At 67.7% G+C, this 17,549-nt stretch carries 13 protein-coding genes and 1 tRNA gene; 10 read left to right on the forward strand and 4 right to left on the reverse strand.

Annotated elements, in window-relative coordinates; genetic code table 11:
- The first annotated feature begins 73 nt into the window (after nt 1–73).
- Both DFLDMN_RS25355 and DFLDMN_RS25360 read left to right on the forward strand, forming a co-directional pair.
- A complete protein-coding gene (locus tag DFLDMN_RS25355; protein ID WP_423198512.1) occupies nt 74–661 on the forward strand; it encodes a biliverdin-producing heme oxygenase in 588 nt (195 codons plus the stop codon).
- Nucleotides 658–2,310 (forward strand): PAS domain-containing sensor histidine kinase, encoded by a 1,653-nt coding sequence (locus DFLDMN_RS25360; RefSeq protein ID WP_423198513.1) that lies wholly within the window; start codon nt 658–660, stop codon nt 2,308–2,310. Before DFLDMN_RS25355 ends, DFLDMN_RS25360 begins: the two co-directional genes overlap by 4 nt.
- A gap of 53 nt (nt 2,311–2,363) precedes the next feature.
- Here DFLDMN_RS25360 and DFLDMN_RS25365 read toward each other — a convergent pair whose 3' ends face one another.
- Nucleotides 2,364–2,801: a response regulator gene (locus DFLDMN_RS25365; RefSeq protein ID WP_423198514.1), complete on the reverse strand. Its 438-nt coding sequence runs from the start codon at nt 2,799–2,801 to the stop codon at nt 2,364–2,366.
- The gene (locus tag DFLDMN_RS25370) at nt 2,761–5,286 is read right to left on the reverse strand and encodes an ATP-binding protein (protein ID WP_423198515.1); all 2,526 of its coding nucleotides are present in this window, start codon (nt 5,284–5,286) and stop codon (nt 2,761–2,763) included. The genes DFLDMN_RS25365 and DFLDMN_RS25370 overlap by 41 nt, the downstream gene beginning before the upstream one ends.
- A gap of 301 nt (nt 5,287–5,587) precedes the next feature.
- On the opposite strand from DFLDMN_RS25370, the gene DFLDMN_RS25375 reads away from it, so the two are divergent.
- A complete protein-coding gene (locus DFLDMN_RS25375; RefSeq protein ID WP_423198516.1) occupies nt 5,588–6,655 on the forward strand; it encodes an SGNH/GDSL hydrolase family protein in 1,068 nt (355 codons plus the stop codon).
- Here DFLDMN_RS25375 and DFLDMN_RS25380 read toward each other — a convergent pair.
- On the reverse strand, nt 6,638–7,261 hold the full coding sequence (locus DFLDMN_RS25380; protein ID WP_423198517.1) for an AAA family ATPase: 624 nt from the start codon (nt 7,259–7,261) through the stop codon (nt 6,638–6,640). The two genes, DFLDMN_RS25375 and DFLDMN_RS25380, sit on opposite strands and share 18 nt — an antisense overlap.
- 11 nt (nt 7,262–7,272) lie before the next feature.
- Entirely contained in the window at nt 7,273–7,728 is a 456-nt protein-coding gene (locus DFLDMN_RS25385) for a group III truncated hemoglobin (RefSeq protein ID WP_423198518.1), read from the reverse strand.
- 217 nt (nt 7,729–7,945) lie between these two features.
- On the opposite strand from DFLDMN_RS25385, the gene fdnG reads away from it, so the two are divergent.
- From fdnG to DFLDMN_RS25420, 7 genes are all read left to right on the forward strand, one after another.
- Complete coding sequence (gene fdnG / locus DFLDMN_RS25390; RefSeq protein WP_423198519.1) at nt 7,946–11,014, forward strand: formate dehydrogenase-N subunit alpha; 3,069 nt, start codon at nt 7,946–7,948, stop codon at nt 11,012–11,014.
- A 10-nt stretch (nt 11,015–11,024) separates the two neighbouring features.
- Nucleotides 11,025–12,002 (forward strand): formate dehydrogenase subunit beta, encoded by a 978-nt coding sequence (fdxH, locus tag DFLDMN_RS25395; protein ID WP_423198520.1) that lies wholly within the window; start codon nt 11,025–11,027, stop codon nt 12,000–12,002.
- A complete protein-coding gene (locus tag DFLDMN_RS25400; RefSeq protein WP_423198521.1) occupies nt 11,986–12,636 on the forward strand; it encodes a formate dehydrogenase subunit gamma in 651 nt (216 codons plus the stop codon). Before fdxH ends, DFLDMN_RS25400 begins: the two co-directional genes overlap by 17 nt.
- A gap of 174 nt (nt 12,637–12,810) precedes the next feature.
- Nucleotides 12,811–13,905, forward strand: coding sequence for a formate dehydrogenase accessory protein FdhE (gene fdhE, locus DFLDMN_RS25405; protein WP_423198522.1), 1,095 nt, complete (start codon nt 12,811–12,813; stop codon nt 13,903–13,905).
- Complete coding sequence (selA, locus tag DFLDMN_RS25410; protein WP_423200567.1) at nt 13,874–15,355, forward strand: L-seryl-tRNA(Sec) selenium transferase; 1,482 nt, start codon at nt 13,874–13,876, stop codon at nt 15,353–15,355. The genes fdhE and selA overlap by 32 nt, the downstream gene beginning before the upstream one ends.
- Nucleotides 15,352–17,376, forward strand: a complete 2,025-nt coding sequence (gene selB, locus DFLDMN_RS25415; protein WP_423198523.1) for a selenocysteine-specific translation elongation factor — start codon at nt 15,352–15,354, stop codon at nt 17,374–17,376. Before selA ends, selB begins: the two co-directional genes overlap by 4 nt.
- Nucleotides 17,376–17,471 (forward strand) — tRNA-Sec (locus DFLDMN_RS25420). The genes selB and DFLDMN_RS25420 overlap by 1 nt, the downstream gene beginning before the upstream one ends.
- Nucleotides 17,472–17,549: the final 78 nt, after the last annotated feature.

The raw sequence follows: 17,549 nt of genomic DNA on the forward strand, positions 1-17,549 counted from the left end.
CGACGTCCGGCTGCCACCCCGCAGACCGGACGTCTGTCCTCCACGGCATCGATACCAACTCGTGCAAAGCGGCGTGACTGACGACCAGGTTGACCACAACGATGTGCTAGCCGCCCTGCGCGCCGCCACATCCACACGCCATGCCACGCTCGACCGCGCCATGCCGCTGGCGCAGCCCGAGCCCTCGCTCCAAGCCTACCGCGACCATCTGCTGCTGTTGCGCGCATGGCTGGCCCCGCTGGAAAGCTGGCTTGCGCGTTTTCGCGATGGCCCGCAGGATCCTGCCGTGCTGCCGCCCGTTACGCGGTTGCCCGTGCTCGACGACGATCTCGCGCATGACGCGATGCCGCGCGGCGGCACCGAGGTGACACCGGTGGACACCACCTCGCTGCCCGACGACCCCGCCTATCGCTGGGGCATCTGCTACGTCATCGAAGGATCGCAACTGGGCGGCGCGGTCATGTATCGGCAACTTGCCGAACGGTTGGCCCCGCATCCGCTGCGCTATCTCGGCAGCCGCCCTCCGGGCCCGCGCTGGCAACAGTTTCTCGCGGCGCTGCGCGCTCACGTGCGCACGGAGCGCGAGGTCGCGGCCGCCTGCGAGGGCGCGCGCCGGTCGTTCGACGACCTGCTCGCGCGCGCGAAGGGACCGCAGTCGTGAACGACGCCGCGCGCCAGCTACCGTCAACCGTGCCGTTCGATACCGGACGCCTGTTCGATGCGCTGCCCGATGCGTACTTGATTCTCGATGCCGGCTTCCATGTCGTGCACGCCAATATCAAGTACCGCGAGATGACCGGCCGCACGCTGGCCGAGGTGGTGGGCAAATCGGTCTATGCGATCAACCAGGCCGGCTCGGATGCGCAACGCGCGGCGCGGCACGACTGGATCGACGCCACCTTGCGCGGCCTGGGCCCTGGCGAGGAACGTCTCTCGTCGCTGATCCGTTACGACATGAGCGCGACCGGCGCGGCCGCCGAGCGCTACTGGCAGGTGCGCGCCTCGCGCATGGAACCGCCGCTGGTGGAAGAATCGCTCTACCTGCTCAATGTCATGGACGTGACCAGCCAGGTGGCGCAGAGCGAGCAGAACCGGCGCGAACACGCCAAGCTGCGCTCGCAGGCGCGACTGCGCCAGGTGCTGGTGCAGGAAGCCAACGAGGAACTGCGCCAGAACCAGGCACGTCTCGACGAAGTACTGGCCTTTGCGCGCGTGGGCGCCTGGGAGCTGGACCTCGCTACCGGCTTCATGGTCTGCACCGAGCAATGCAAGGCCAATATGGGCCTGCAACCGGCCGATACGCTCGACGAGGCGCGCCTGTTCAGCGAGCTGATCCATGCAGACGACCGCGAGCGCGTGCGTGCCGCGATCGATGCCGGTATCGACAACCGTGCCCACTTCGAAGTCGAATATCGCGTCACCTGGGCAGACGGCAGCGTGCGCTGGCTGATGTCGCGCGGCGCGGGCCGCTATCTGGGCGACGGCACCGCGCAGTCGCTGATCGGCTTTACCATCGATATCACCGCGCGCAAGAACAGCGAGCTGCGCAGCCAGGCATTTGCCGCCGAACAGCAACGCGCGCGCGAGCATAGCGATCGCGCCGTCCGCGCCATGGACCATTTTGTGGCGGCCGTCAGCCACGAGCTGCGCTCGCCGCTGCATGCCATCCTGTGGTGGACCACCCTGTTGCAGCGCGCCAAGGACATCGCCCACGTGGAGCGGGCCACCGAGGTGATCGAGCGCAATACCTACCAGCTCGCGCGCATGGTGGACGACCTGCTCGACAGCGGCGCCATCGCCACCGGCAAGTTGTCGGTCGACCTGCAGCGACTTGACCTGACCGCGCTGGCCAGCTCGGTAGTCGAGGATATCCGCGTGGGGGCCGAGTCGAAGGGGCTGGTGCTGCGCATGCACGCCCTCAAGCCGGCCATGATCATGGGGGACGAGAGCCGGATGCGCCAGGTGGTCTGGAATCTGCTGACCAATGCGGTGAAATTTTGCGAACGCGGCGCCATCGAGGTGTCGGTCAGCACTGCCGACGGCCACGCGGAACTGACCGTGCGCGATACCGGCGTGGGCATCGCATCCGATTCGCTGGAACGGATCTTCGAACGCTTCGAGCAGGCCCGCGGCGAGGGCGTCGGGCGCGCCACCGGACTGGGACTCGGCCTGTGGATGGTGCGGAACCTGGTGCAGATGCACGGTGGCACCGTCACCGCGCATAGCAACGGCCCCGGCCAGGGCGCGCTATTCCGCGTGGTGCTGCCGCTCGACCGCGGGACCCCGGACGACGTCATCGATCGGCCTTGATTCAGCGGCCTTGATTCAGCGGCCTGGATCCGGCGGCCTTAGCTGGTATAGGGCTAGCTGGTATAGGGCGGCGGTTCGTTCAACACGGCCCAGAACACCCCGAGATCGTTGATCGCCGCCATGAAGTCGTCAAACTCCACCGGCTTCACCACATACGCATTCACGCCAAGATCGTAGCTGCGCAGCAGATCGCGTTCCTCGCGCGACGACGTCAGCATGACCACCGGAATGCGCCGCAGGCGCTCATCGGCGCGCACGGCCTTGAGCACCTCGTGGCCGTCGATCTTCGGCAGCTTCTTGTCAAGCAGGATGACCGCCGGATTCTCTTCCGCGCGCCCGGCCCAGGTGCCCTCGCGCCGCAGGTAGTCGAGCGCCTCCGCGCCATCGCGCAGCGACACCACCGGGTTCGCCAGCCGCGATTTTTCCAGTGCGATCAGCGTGAGCTCGATGTCATCCGGATTGTCTTCCACCAGCAGAATCGGCCTCAGCACGATCGTCCTCTCCTTTCTTCAGGTCCTTCAGAACCGGCCGGTAAGGCTGGCCGGATGATACCGCCGCCAGGCGGGCGGCAGCTTCGGCCGCGGTCTCGAAGACCGGCATGCCTTCCTGCACGAATTCCCGCGGCAGCGAAAACGAGATCGTGGCGCCCTTGTCGAGCTCCGCCTCGGCCCAGCTCCTGCCGCCATGCCGCTCCACGATGCGACGCACGCTGGCCAGGCCGATACCGGTGCCGGGAAACTCCTCGAACCGGTGCAGCCGCTGAAATACGCCAAACAGCTTGTCGGCATAGCGCATATCGAAGCCCACGCCGTTGTCGCGCACCGCGATGATGTCCTGGCCCGCGAGGTCGTCCTCGCCCGCGCGCCGCGTGATCTCGATGCGCGCCACCGGCGTGCCGTCGGCGCCGGTGCGCGTGCTGCTGAATTTTATCGCGTTGGAGATGAGATTCCGCAATACGACCACCATCAGCACCGGATCGGCCATGACTGTGCCGAGCGCGCCAATATGCCAGTCGATCCGGCGCTCGGCAAGTTCGCGCGTCTCGTCGGCCACCACGCGTTCCACCAGCGCGCGCAGGTCGATCGACTGGGGCCGCAGTGCCGCCCGCCCCATCTGCGAGAACGCCAGCAGGTCGTCGACCAGTTTGCCGCCAAAACGCGCCTGCGCCATGATGCGCTCGATATAGTGGCGGCCGCGCTCGGACATGCGCTCGCCGTCCATCTCGCGCAGCAGGTCGGCATAGCCGACGATATGGCGCAGCGGCGCGCGCAGGTCGTGCGACACCGTGTAGGAGAATCCTTCCAGCTCGCGGTTGGCCCGACCCAGCTCGAGCGCAAGCTGGGCCAGCTCTTCGGCACGCCGCAAGACGAGGTTGAGCAGCGCGCCGCGAAATTCTCCGGCAATCTCGATTTCCGCCAGGCGCCACGGCGCCGAACGCGCGTGCACGATCTGCGTCCACTCCTCGAAGCTCTCGCGCGGCGACAGCACCGGCGCGAGCGCCGACAGCTTGGCGCGCGGATCGCCGGCCCAGCGCACGGTGCGCACCAGCTCGCGCCGGAACCAGATCACGTAATTGCGGAACAGGCGCGACAGCGATACCACCAGCATGCCAGCCGCCTCGGGCAACCACGCCTCGGCCTCGGGCCACACCGCCGACAGCTGATCGGTCGCATAGACGTCCTCGCCCTGCGTGTCGAGCCAGTTCACCAGCCGTTCGATCGCCTGCGTGTCGGGTGCATTACCCATGCGCACGACGCGGCCTTCGAACACGATCGCGGCCCCGGTCGCGTCGGGCAGTTCCAGCAGGTCGCGCGGATCGGCGGCGATGGCGTCGATGAAATCCTCGGCATTGGCCATGGCCGCCAGCAGGCGGGCCTGGCGCCGGCGCAGCTCCAGCCGGTAGTCGGCCTCGGCATGGTCTTCCTTGGCCTCGATCTGCAGCGACAGCACCTGCGCAATATGCTCGCAGGCCGTGCGCACCTCGAAGGGCGGTACGCGCGCACGGTCGTGATGGCACGAGATCAGCCCCCACAAGCGCCCGCGCACCACGATCGACATCGACATCGAGGCCCATGTGCCCATGTTCTTCATGTAGCGCACATGCACCGGCGAAATGCTGCGCAGCGAAGCAAAGGTCAGGTCCGTGGGACGCCCGGTGGCGGGGTGCAACGGCGGCACCAGCGGTGCCGCGACGTAGTCGGCATCGGCGATCAGGCGGATGCGATTGCGCAGGTACAGCGCACGCGCCTGCGCCGGAATATCGGCAGCGGGAAAGCGCTGGCCCTGGTAGCTGTCATAGCCGGGCAACAACGCCTCGGCAATCACCTCGCCGTGCCCTTCGTCGTCGAACGAATAGACCAGCGTGCGGCCGAAGCCGGTAATGCGCTGGACCTCGCGTGCCGCCAGCTCGGCCAGGGCGCCCACGCTCTGCGCCTGCTGCAGGCTGTTGGTGAACGTGCGCACCAGCGGATACATCGAGGCGAACACATCGGCAGTGCCGTGCGCCGGCTCGAGTTCGACCATCGTGACGCCGTCGTGGCGATGCACCACGATGGCGAGCGGCGAATGGCCGGCGCCCCGTGGATCTTCGATCGAGCCTGCATAGAATGGCATGCCCTCGCCTTCGAACTCGTGCAGTGCCTGCCGCACCATGCGCGCCGCGCTGGCGCCCAGTACCGCCTCGAGCGGACGGCATAGCAGCGTGGCGGCCTCCACACCGGTCAAGGCGGCGAAATTGGCGCTGACCTGCACGACGCGCTCCGCGTCATCCACGCTGAGCAGAAAGCCGTGTGGCTGGATACCGCCGGGAATATGAATGGGCTCGCGCGCGCAGCTTGCCACCGCGGCCTCGCTGGCGTCCGCCGCGAGCCCGCCCGCGAGCCCGCCCGCGAGCCCGCCCTCTTCCGAAGCTGCGTTCGATGCTTGGTCCGAAGTTTCGTGGGTGGCGCCGCGCTTGTCGCTGCTCATACTGGGCATGTGCACTCCGTGAAAGCGTCGCCAATTCTCTCACAGTGCGTTTGTGCCAGGCGCGTCGATGCGCCATCGGTGCGTGACCAAATGTACAGGACAATGCCGTTGGGCTATGCTGCGGCCATCGACGAAGCGTCCGGGTTACGACCACAAGATGACAGCCGATCCGCAATCCCGCCCCCCAAGATTCGCGTGGCCAGCCCGGCCCGCACGCCCCCTCAGCGCTCAGCTCAGCGCTCAGCTCAGCGCTCACCTCAGTGCTCACTTCAGTGCTCACTTCGGCGCGCACCTGCGCCGATGGCGCCGTATGGTGCCGGCACTCGCCCTCGCGGGCGTGGCCGTACTGGCCGGATGCGTGACCGATGACGACAATGGCGACCTGCCTCCCGCCGATACCCCCGGCGGCGTGCGCCTGCAGGTGGTGTCCTTCGGCGACAGCCTGTCCGACGTGGGAACCTATGCGCCGTTCGCCGGCACGCTCGGCGGCGGCCGCTTCACCACCAACCCGGGCCAGGTCTGGACCCAGCTCGTGGCCACCTACTACGGCGACACGCTGACGGCCGCGCAGACCGGCGGCTATTCGGTGCCGGTGATCAACCACTCCGACGGCTACGGCTATGCGCAGGGCGGCGCGCTGGTAACGGCGTCACAAGGCAACGGATGGGCGCCCAATGGCACCGGCGCGCTCACGGTACCGGTGGCGACCCAATTGGAGAACTATCTGGCCGCGCACAACGCGTTCAACAGCCGTCAGCTCGTGCTGATCCAGGGCGGCGCGAACGACGTCATCCAGGCCGCCAGCCGCATCGGCGCCAATCCGCTCGATACCGCCGCGGCCACGAGTACGGTGCAGGCGGCCGGGGTGGCGCTGGCCAGGGTAGCGCAAAGTGCCGTGCTCAGTGGTGCGCGGTACGTGGTGGTGGTCAATGTGCCCAACCTGGCCGAGGCGCCGGTGACCATGCTCGCGGCCAACCCCACTGCCAGCGCCAGCCTGTTCAACGGCCTGGTGCAGACCTTCAATACCGCGCTGTCGAACCAGTTGATCAACGACGGTGTCATGCGGCAGGTCGTGTTCATCGATGCCGCCACCTGGTTCCACAATATCCTGGCCAGCTACCAGTCCAACGGCTTTACCGTCGCCAATACCGCGACCGCATGCAACCTGACCGCAATGGCGCAGAATCCGCCTGCGCCGTTCCAGTCCAACCCGTCCGCGTATGCGACCTCGCTGTTCTGCTCGCCGCCCAATTTCACGGTAGCCGGGGCCGACCAGACTTACATGTTCGCGGACCTCGTGCATCCCACCACGCACCTGCATGCGCTGTTCGCGCGCAACGTGGAGCAGGCGATTGCGGCGTCAGGGGTGGGCCGGTAAGCGCGCCAGCATAAACTGCACGCGCGCCTCGACCGACGCGCGCGGCAGCTCCACCAGCGTGTAGCCGAGCCCGGCATAGGTGGCGACCATTGCCGCATGCGTACGCGCGGCCTCGTCGGCGGACTGCCGGCGCTCCTCGTCCCGGGTAAAGATCTCGGGCCAGGGCGGCGCGATGAAAACGGTGCGGTGATAGCGGAAAGTACGCGCCGCCCGCGCGATATGCGCCGGCACCGGCACCCCCGCCGTGCGCAGGTAACCCACCACATCGGGAATGCCGCGATCGAACAGCACCGGCCCCGCGTGCGCATGCGCCATGCGGTACGAGCGCATATCCCAGCTCAGCATCAGTTCGGCGAATCGCAGCGGATCGCGCCACGGCAGCGCCGGCCCGCCGATCGCCACCTGGTCCTGGATCACGCCGCGCCCGGCCTCGTCCGGACAGAAGAAGCCGATGCGCGCCAGCGCACCGAGCAAGGTGCTCTTGCCCGAGCCGGGCCCGCCGGTGAGCACGAAGAAACGCGCGACGGCGGCGTCTTCCACCGGATCGCCGTGGTCACGCGGATCGCGAGGATCCCGAGGGGGCTGGCGCGCAACCGGCACGTGCATGCCGCGGCGGCCTATGCCGAGCGCGTGCGCAGCTTGGGGCGCGGCATCAGGTAGGACTTGAGCAAGGCGTGCTGCGCGGCCGGGATCTCGTAGTCCCAGCCGAACATGCCCAGTTGGAGGCTGTTGGCGATCCGCAGCGCGGGGCGCACGAACTCGGCGGCCACGTCCGGGTGGAAGGCATCGTCGGCGGTCGCCACGAACAGCTCGATCCAGCGCTCGAAATGCCGGCCCTCGACGCCCGCCAGCTCCATGTGCCGCGCCATGACATGCCCCTGGTAGCGCTTGCTGCCGAGCACGATGCTCGACCAGAAATCGGTCATGCGTGCCAGGTGCGCATCCCATTCGCCGCCGATGGCGCGCGCGAACACCGGACCGAGCACCGCATCGGCCCGTACGTTGCCGTAGAACCGGTCCACGAAAACGGCAATCTGTTCCTCGCTGGGCAGCATGCGCTGGGCTTCAATCATGACTCGCGCTCCGTCAAACACAGGCAATAAAGATGCAGCCAATATACACCTTATCGTCCCGCGCGCACCGAAATGTCTGCGACATCACGCACCGAGGTCAAAAAGTTACCGCGGGCAAGCCGTTTTCCTGCCTCAAACGCCACCTATTGCCTATACTCAACTTTGTCCCCATAAAAGTGCGATTGACCGGATCCCCAATCCGGCAAGGAGGTTCCTCATGGTTACGATGAGCCGCCGACAGTTCCTAAGAATCACGGGAGCGTCGCTGGCGGGTTCGAGCCTGGCGTTACTCGGGGTGGCACCCGAGGTCGCGCTGGCCGAGGTGCGCGCATACAAGCTGGCGCGCACCACCGAGACCCGCAATACCTGTCCCTATTGCTCGGTAGCCTGCGGGCTGCTGATGTACGGCCTCGGCGACGGCGCCAAGAACGCCAAGGCCTCCATCATCCATATCGAGGGCGACCCCGACCACCCCGTGAACCGCGGCACGCTGTGCCCGAAGGGGGCCGGCCTGATCGACTTCATCCACAGTCCCAACCGCCTGCAGTATCCGGAGTACCGCGCCGCGGGTTCGGACAAGTGGCAGCGCATCACGTGGGACGATGCGCTCGACCGCATCGCCAAGCTGATGAAGGCCGATCGCGATGCCAACTTCGTCGAGAAGAACGAGAAGGGAGAGACCGTCAACCGCTGGCTGACCACCGGCATGCTTGCCGCGTCCGCCAGCAGTAACGAGGTCGGCTATATCACCGCCAAGACGGTCCGCAGTCTTGGCATGCTGGGATTCGACAACCAGGCACGTGTCTGACATGGCCCGACGGTGGCAGGTCTTGCCCCGACGTTTGGCCGTGGCGCGATGACGAACCATTGGGTCGACATCAAGAACGCTGACGTGGTCCTGATCATGGGCGGCAATGCCGCCGAAGCGCACCCGTGCGGCTTCAAGTGGGTCACGGAAGCCAAGGCCCACAACAAGGCCCGGCTGATCGTGGTCGACCCGCGCTTTACGCGTTCGGCCTCGGTTGCCGACCTGTACGTGCCGATACGCACCGGCACGGACATCGTGTTCCTGGGCGGCGTGATCCAGTACCTGCTGGCGAACGACAAGATCCAGAAGGAGTACGTGCACAACTACACGGATTTCTCGTTTATCGTGCGCGAGGACTTCTCGTTCGAGAAGGGCATTTTCTCGGGGTACGACCCCGAGAAGCGCTTCTACAACAAGGCCAGCTGGGACTACGAGCGCGGCGAGGACGGCTACGTCAAGACCGACCCTACCCTCACCCATCCGCGCTGCGTCTACAACCTGATGAAGGCGCACTACGCGCGGTATACGCCCGAGATGGTCGAGCGCGTCTGCGGTACGCCGCGCGACAAGTTCCTCAAGGTGTGCGAGATGATGGCCTCCACGGCCACGCCGACGCGCGCCATGACGATCATGTACGCGCTCGGCTGGACGCAGCACTCGGTGGGCTCGCAGATGATCCGCACCGGCGCGATGGTGCAGCTCCTGCTCGGCAACATCGGCGTGGCCGGCGGCGGCATGAACGCGCTGCGTGGCCACTCGAATATCCAGGGGCTGACCGACCTCGGGCTGATGTCGAACCTGCTGCCGGGCTACCTGACGTTGCCGGGCGAGGCCGAACAGGACTACCAGAAGTACATCGAGGCGCGCGCGTTCAAGCCGCTGCGGCCCAACCAGCTCAGCTACTGGCAGAACTACCCCAAGTTCCACGTCAGCCTGATGAAGTCGTGGTGGGGCGACGCGGCCACGGCCGACAACAACTGGGCGTTCGACTACCTGCCCAAGCTGGACAAGCCCTACGACATGCTGCAGATGTACGAGCTGATGAACGCCGGGCGCGTCAACGGCTACATCTGCCAGGGATTCAACCCGCTCGCCGCCGCGCCCAACAAGGCCAAGCTCAACAAGGGCTTTGCCCAGCTCAAGTTCATGGTGGTGATGGACCCGCTGGCGACGGAAACCTCGGAGTTCTGGCGCAATGCCGGGGAGGCCAACAACGTCGACACGGCGCAGATCAAGACCGAGGTGTTCCGCCTGCCGACCACATGCTTTGCCGAGGAGAACGGCGCGCTGGTCAACTCGTCACGCTGGCTGCAGTGGCACTGGCAAGGCGCCGAGCCGCCGGGCGAGGCGCGCAGCGACATCGAGATCATGGCGGCGCTGTTCCTGCGCATCCGCAAGCTGTACCAGACCGAGGGCGGCAAGTATCCGGACCCCATCGTCAACCTGACGTGGCCGTATGCGGTGCCGCACTCGCCCACCGCCGAGGAACTGGCCAGGGAGTACAACGGCCGCGCGCTGACCGACCTCGTCGACCCGAAGGATCCGACCAGGATCGTGCGCAAGGCCGGCGAGCAGCTCTCCAGTTTTGGCGAACTGCAGGCCGACGGCAGCACCAGCAGCGGCTGCTGGATCTACTGCGGCGCGTGGACGCAGGCCGGCAACCAGATGGCCAGGCGCGACAACAGCGATCCCACCGGCATCGGCCAGAACCTCAACTGGGCGTGGTCGTGGCCGGCCAACCGGCGCGTGCTGTACAACCGGGCGTCGTGCGATGTGAACGGCAAGCCGTTCAACCCGGCACGCAAGCTCGTGGCCTGGAACGGCAAGAGCTGGACCGGCTTCGATACGCCCGACTTCAAGCTCGACGAGGATCCGGCCAAGGGCATGGGGCCGTTCATCATGCAGGCCGAGGGCGTGGCCCGCTTCTTCGCGCGCGGCAACATGGTGGAAGGGCCGTTCCCCGAGCACTACGAGCCGTTCGAGAACCCGCTCGGCTACAACCTGCTCAACGACAAGGCGCCCAACGCGGTCAGCAACCCGGCCGCGCGCGTGTTCAAGGACGACTGGGCGCAGTTCGGCAAGGCCGACGCATACCCCCATATCGCCACCACGTACCGCCTGACCGAGCATTTCCACTTCTGGACCAAGCACGCGCGCATCAACGCGGTGCTGCAGCCGCAGCAGTTCGTGGAGATCGGCGAGGACCTCGCCAGGCAGGTTGGCGTAAAGGCCGGCGATACGGTCAAGGTGTCGTCCACGCGCGGCTATATCAAGGCGGTGGCGCTGGTAACCAAGCGCATCAAGCCGTTCGTGATCGACGGCAAGACCGTGCATATGGTCGGCGTGCCGCTGCACTGGGGTTTCGTGGGGCTGACCAGGCCCGGCTTCCTGACCAATACGCTGACACCGTTCGTCGGCGACGGCAACACGCAGACGCCGGAGTTCAAGTCGTTCATGGTCAAGGTTGAAAGGGCATAAGGGGACGGCGATGGCACTACAGTCTCTCGATATCGTACGCCGCTCGGCTACCACCACGCCCTCGCCGGGCGTGCGGCAGCCGGTCACCGGCAGCGTGGCCAAGCTGATCGATACCACCAAATGCATCGGCTGCAAGGCCTGCCAGGCAGCCTGCATGGAGTGGAACGACCTGCGCGGCGACATCGGCGTGAACGTCGGCGTCTACGACAATCCGGCGGACCTCGACGAACACACGTGGACGCTGATGCGGTTCTCCGAATACGAGAACCCCAACGGCAACCTCGAATGGCTGATCCGCAAGGACGGCTGCATGCACTGCGAGGACCCAGGCTGCCTGAAGGCCTGCCCTGCCCCGGGTGCGATCGTGCAGTACGCCAACGGCATCGTCGACTTCCACGAGGAAAACTGCATCGGCTGCGGCTACTGCGTGGCCGGCTGCCCGTTCAATATCCCGCGCATCTCCAAGACCGACCACAAGGCATACAAATGCACGCTGTGTTCCGACCGCGTGGCGGTGGGCCAGGAACCGGCGTGCGTCAAGACCTGCCCGACCGGCGCCATCGTGTTCGGCACCAAGACCGACATGATCGCGCACGCCGAGGAGCGCGTGGTCGACCTCAAGTCGCGCGGCTTCGAGAAGGCCGGCCTCTACGATCCGCCCGGCGTCGGCGGCACCCACGTCATGTACGTGCTGCACCACGCCGACCAGCCGGGGCTCTACAGCAGCCTGCCCGAGGACCCGCATATCAGCCCGCTGGTCAGCCTGTGGAAGGGCATCGCCAAGCCGCTCGCGGTGGCCGGCATGGCGTTCGCCGCACTGGCCGGCTTCTTCCACTACATCCGCGTGGGCCCCAACGAGACCGGTCCCGAGGACGAAGCCGCGGCCGAGGACGAGATCGTGCGCTGGGGCCGTGACAATCCCAAGCCGCACGGCATGCCCGCCGGCGCCACGCCACCCGAGGAGGTCCGCGATGAAGAGCATCGATAGACGCCAGCCCGCAGTGATCCATCGCTATACCGCGGGGGAGCGGACCAACCACTGGATCGTCGCGTTCACGTTCGTGCTGCTGGCGCTGTCCGGCCTCGCGCTGTTCCATCCGTCGATGTACTGGCTGAGCGCGCTGTTTGGCGGCGGCACGTGGACGCGCATCCTGCATCCATTCCTCGGCGTGCTGATGTTCGTGGCGTTCCTGATCCTGGCGGCCCGCTTCTGGCACCACAACCTGCTGTCGTGGAGCGACCGCGAATGGCTGCGCCATGCCAACGACGTGCTGGCCAACCGCGAGGAAGCGCTGCCCGACGTGGGCCGCTACAACGGCGGCCAGAAGGTGCTGTTTTTCGTGATGGTGGCCTGCCTGGTGCTGTTGCTGCTGAGCGGCATCGTGATCTGGCGCAGCTACTTCTCGGCCTTCTTCCCGCTGTGGGCGATCCGGCTGGCGGCGGTGGTGCACGCGATTTGCGCCTTCGGCCTGATTTGCGGCATCATTGTGCACATCTATGCGGCCGTGTGGGTCAAGGGTTCGGTGCAGGCGATGACGCGCGGCACGGTCACCCCGGGCTGGGCTTGGAAGCACCATCGCGCCTGGTTCCGCGAGAATTTCCGCCCGGGCGACAAGACCTGACCGGCTGCGCATCGACGGACGCGATGGCACCGTGCGGATGGTGCCGGGCGATGGCGTAGTGGCGCGGTCCGGTGCCGATGTCCGGCGTCCGCTATGACGTCCGCTATGACGTCCGCTATGACGTCCGCTATGACGTCCAATATGGCCCGAGGTTTGACGCAATGGTGCGAGGCAATGGTGCAACACATTCTTCAGCCGGAAGAAATCGAATCGATCGACCACGTTGCCATTGCGCGCCTGCGGCTACCCGAGCGCGCCGAGATCTTCGCGCTGCGCGCGCAGCGGCTGCGGCAACTTGCCGCGGGCCATCCGATGGAGGCCTACCTGGCGCTGATGGCCGAAGTGGTCGAAGCCCAGCACGCGGTCGCCCCCACGCTCTCCTTCCCCCGCCCTGCCCCTGACGACATTGCGCGCGCCCGCGACCATCGCATGCCGCTACTGGCCGCGATGGACCAGGACATGCTCGCCGGCTGGCACCATGGCGCGCGCGCGCTGTTCGACGAACTCGGGCGCAGCCGCGCCGTGCCGGCACAGGTGCTGCAGGCCCTGCGCGCGGGCTCGGCAGAAGCGTTGACCGCGCAGGCGCAGGCGCTGCTCGGCCTGCGCGAGGGGCCCATCGATGCGCTCACCGCGCCGTTCCTGATGGCGGCGCTGCAACTGCATCGCACGGTCATGGCATCGCAACTGGAGGAACGCGAGGTACCTGGCCTCGACGTGGCCACCGTATGTCCGGTCTGCGGCACGCTGCCGGTGGCGAGCATCGTGCGCATCGGCGGGCGTTACCAGGGCCTGCGCTATCTCCAGTGCGGCCTGTGCGCGACCGAGTGGCATATGGTGCGGGTCAAGTGCAGCCACTGCGAGTCAACCGAAGGCATCAGCTATCACGTGGCGGAGGAGCACGGGGTGGAGGGCCGCGTGGCGGAGGGGCGCTTCAGCGCGCTCAAGGCCGAGACCTGCGACCCGTGCCATCACTATCGCAAGATCTGCTACATGGAGAAAGATCCGCTGGTCGAGCCGCTCGCCGACGACCTGGCCTCGCTTGCGCTCGACGTCATGATGGCGGATGCCGGCTATGGCCGCGCCAGCGGCAATCCGCTGCTGTGGCTCGGCGATGGCGATGGCGATGGCGATGGCGATGGCGATGGCGATGGCGATCATGGTGGGCCGCATGGCGACGACGACGGTGACGATGGAAGCGCCCTCGCCGATGCCGCTGCCGGCCCAGCCCCCGGCACCCATGCGGGCCCCCATCACGGCCATGAACGATAGCGTCTCGATGCCGGCGCGCCCCGCCGATATCCCCTCCGTCGACCGCCTGCTGAACCAGCCCTTCGTGCAGCCGCTGCTCGCCCAGTATGGGCGCGCGCCGACCACGGCGGCGCTGCGCCATCTGCTCGATGGCCTGCGCGCGCAGGCCGTGGCTGGCCAGCTACCACGCCAGGCGCTCGGCGACGCCGCGCTGGGCGCGGCGCTGGCAGGCCGGCTCGCGCGCGAGCAGCAACCACGCCTGCGCGCGGTGTTCAACCTGACCGGGACCGTGCTCCATACCAACCTCGGGCGCGCGCTGCTACCCGACAGTGCGGTGCGGGCCGTGGTAAGCGCCATGACCACGCCGGCCAACCTCGAATTCGACCTCGCCGATGGCGGCCGGGGCGACCGCGACGACCTGATCGACGACCTGCTGTGCGAGCTCACGGGTGCCGAGGCGGCGACCGTGGTCAACAACAATGCGGCGGCGGTGCTGCTGATGCTCAATACGCTCGCGCAGCGGCGCGAGGTGGTGGTGTCGCGCGGCGAGCTGGTCGAGATCGGCGGCGCGTTCCGCATTCCGGACATCATGCAGCGGGCCGGCGCCCGTCTGGTGGAGGTGGGCACCACCAACCGCACCCATCCGCACGACTACGCCAATGCCATCGGCGCGCGCACGGCCATGCTGATGAAGGTCCATTGCAGCAATTACGAGATTACCGGCTTTACGCGCAGCGTGGAGGTGGACGAGGTGGTCCGCCTGGCGCGGCCGCACGGCGTGCCGGTGGTGGTCGATCTGGGCAGCGGCACGTTGTGCGACCTCACCCAATGGGGCCTGCCGCGCGAGACCACGGTGCGCGAGACCCTGGCCGCCGGCGCCGACCTCGTGACCTTCAGCGGCGACAAGCTGCTGGGCGGGCCGCAAGCGGGGCTGATCGTCGGCCGTGCCGACCTGATCGCGCGGATCAAGAAGAACCCGCTCAAGCGCGCACTGCGCGTGGGCAAGCTCACGCTGGCCGCGCTCGAGCCGGTGCTGCGGCTCTATCGCGACCCCGCCACGCTGGCGCAGACGCTGCCCACGCTGCGCCTGCTCACGCGCCCCGCCGGCGCCATGGCGGGCATGGCCACGCGTCTGGTGCCACTGCTGCAACCGGCGTTAGGCGCGGACTACCGCATCGACGCCGCGCCGACCATCAGCCAGATCGGCAGTGGCGCGCTGCCCGGCGGCCAGTTGGCGAGCCACGGCCTGGTGATCGTGCCGGCCGACGATGCGGCGGCGCGCGGCCGCAAGCGCGCCGGTGGCGGCCGCCGCCTGCAGCGGCTGGAGGCGGCGCTGCGCGCACTGCCCCGCCCCGTGATCGGCCGCATTGGCGAGCAAGCGCTGTGGCTCGATCTGCGCTGCCTCGAAGACGGCGACGAGGCCGCCTTCGTCGCGCAGTGGGCGCATCTGCGGGAGACGCTGGCGCAATGATCGTCGGGACGGCCGGGCATATCGACCATGGCAAGACCACGCTCGTGCACGCGCTGACGGGCGTCGATACCGACCGGCTCAAGGAAGAAAAGGCGCGCGGCATTTCGATCGAGCTCGGCTATGCCTATACGCCGCTCCCCAATGGCGACGTGCTCGGGTATATCGACGTGCCCGGGCACGAGAAGCTGATCCACACCATGGCCGCCGGCGCCAGCGGCATCGACCTGGCGCTGCTGGTGATCGCCGCCGACGATGGCGTCATGCCGCAAACGCGCGAGCATCTGGCCATCGTCGAGCGCCTCGGCGTGCGGCAGGCGGTGGTGGCGCTGACCAAGACCGATCGTGCCGACGCCGCGCGACAGACCGCGGTGCGCGCGCAGATCGCCGCGCTGCTGGGTACGACGCCCTATGCCGATGCGCCGCTGTTTGCCGTCAATGCGACCGATCCCGCCGAGGCCGGCGTGGCCGCGCTGCGTGCGTTCCTGCACGAGACCGCGCAACGCTTGCCGCCGCGTACCGCGCCGGGGCTGTTCCGGCTGGCCGTCGATCGCGTGTTTACGCTCGCCGGCCACGGCACGGTGGTCACCGGCACGGTCTTCAACGGTCAGGTGCGCGTGGGCGACGTCATGCAGGTGGCCCCGGCAGGCATGCCGGTGCGCGTGCGCAGCATCCATGCGCAGCAGCGCGCGGCCGAGGCTGGCGTGGCCGGGCAGCGTTGCGCGCTCAACCTGGCCGGCATCGACAAGGACGCGGTACGGCGCGGCGACTGGATCCTCGATGCGGCCCTGCTGGCGCCGGTTACCCGGCTCGACATCATGCTTGCGCTGCAACCCGGTGCCGATCTCCGCATCGGCCACTGGACGCCCGTGCATGTGCACCTTGGCGCCGCGCACCGGCTGGCCAACGTGGTGCTGCTCGAGGGCGAAGCGCTGGAAGCCGGCGGCAGCGCGCTGGCCCAGCTCGTCTTTGCCACACCGGTATGCGCGCAGGCCGGCGACCGCCTGATCGTGCGCAATGCCCAGGCCACGCGCACCATCGGCGGCGGCATGGTGCTCGACAACGTCGCGCCCGAGCGGCACCGCCGCACGCCGGCGCGCCTCGCCTGGCTGCGCGCGGTGCAAGCCATGCTGGGCGGCGCGGGCCTGGCGCCGTTGCTGGCCCAGGCCCCGTCCGGCATCGCCTGCGCACGGCTGGTGCGGCTGACCGGCTTGCCGCGCGAGCAATGGCAGTTGCCCGCCGACGCGCTGGTGGTGGCGCCCGCGGGACGTGACCCGTGCCTGATCCTGACGCCGTTCCTGGCTGCGCTACGGCGGCGGGTCGTCGAGACGCTCGCCGCGTTTCATGCGCGCCTGCCCGACGAGCCCGGCCTCAACGCCGGATCGCTACGGCGCCTCGCGCTGGCCGGCACGGTCCTGCCCGATACGCTCTGGGCCGCACTGCTCGATCACCTGCTGGCCGCCGGCGAACTGGAACGCCATGGCGGCTGGCTGTGCCTGCCCACGCATCGGATCCAGCTCGGCGAGGCCGAACACGCGCTCGCGCAACGACTGCTGCCGCGCATCGCCGAGGGCGGCAACGATCCGCCGTGGGTGCGCGACCATGCCAGCGCGCTCGGCGTGCCAGAAGAGCCGATGCGCCAGCTGTTGCGCAAGCTCGCGCGCCAGGGAGCGATCTACCAGATCGTGCGCGATCTGTTCTATGCGGAAGCCGTGGTGGAAGCCCTGGCGGCCCAGGTCGCCGAGCTGGTGCGCACCCACGGCCGCCTGGAGGCCGTGCATTTTCGCGATGCGGTCGGGCTCGGCCGCAAGCGCGCGATCCAGATTCTGGAGTTCTTCGACCGCGCGGGATACACTCGGCGCGTTGGCAATGGGCGCATGCTGCGCCCGGACAACCAATGGCGGCTCGATGACCGCATTCCCGCCGCGCACGATGCAGTGAAGCACCAGGCGAACGATCAAGCGAACGATCAAACGAAAGATCAAACAAGCGATCCGGTCAAAGATCAAGCCAGAGATCAATAGGAAGGCACGCGTATCCGGTGATGCGGCCGGGCTTCAAATCCGGTTGGGGGCGTCAGACGTTCCCAGGTAGGTTCGACTCCTACTGCTTTCCGCCAGTCATATCGGCGCGATGTTGCACGGCAGCAACCCGTCCGGGCCCTTCCGGCCGCCCTCATGTCCTACTATGCATGAGC

The organism is Cupriavidus sp. H19C3, assembly GCF_049393815.1.
Classification (GTDB): domain Bacteria; phylum Pseudomonadota; class Gammaproteobacteria; order Burkholderiales; family Burkholderiaceae; genus Cupriavidus.

Bases quoted from the DNA above. Each gene is read 5' to 3' on its own strand.
- DFLDMN_RS25370 (WP_423198515.1), bottom strand. From the start codon at position 5,286: ATGCCCAGTATGAGCAGCGACAAGCGCGGCGCCACCCACGAAACTTCG.
- DFLDMN_RS25400 (WP_423198521.1), top strand. From the start codon at position 11,986: ATGAAGAGCATCGATAGACGCCAGCCCGCAGTGATCCATCGCTATACC.
- DFLDMN_RS25380 (WP_423198517.1), bottom strand. From the start codon at position 7,261: ATGCACGTGCCGGTTGCGCGCCAGCCCCCTCGGGATCCTCGCGATCCG.
- DFLDMN_RS25385 (WP_423198518.1), bottom strand. From the start codon at position 7,728: ATGATTGAAGCCCAGCGCATGCTGCCCAGCGAGGAACAGATTGCCGTT.
- selB (WP_423198523.1), top strand. From the start codon at position 15,352: ATGATCGTCGGGACGGCCGGGCATATCGACCATGGCAAGACCACGCTC.
- fdxH (WP_423198520.1), top strand. From the start codon at position 11,025: ATGGCACTACAGTCTCTCGATATCGTACGCCGCTCGGCTACCACCACG.
- selA (WP_423200567.1), top strand. From the start codon at position 13,874: ATGCGGGCCCCCATCACGGCCATGAACGATAGCGTCTCGATGCCGGCG.
- fdhE (WP_423198522.1), top strand. From the start codon at position 12,811: ATGGTGCAACACATTCTTCAGCCGGAAGAAATCGAATCGATCGACCAC.
- DFLDMN_RS25375 (WP_423198516.1), top strand. From the start codon at position 5,588: ATGGTGCCGGCACTCGCCCTCGCGGGCGTGGCCGTACTGGCCGGATGC.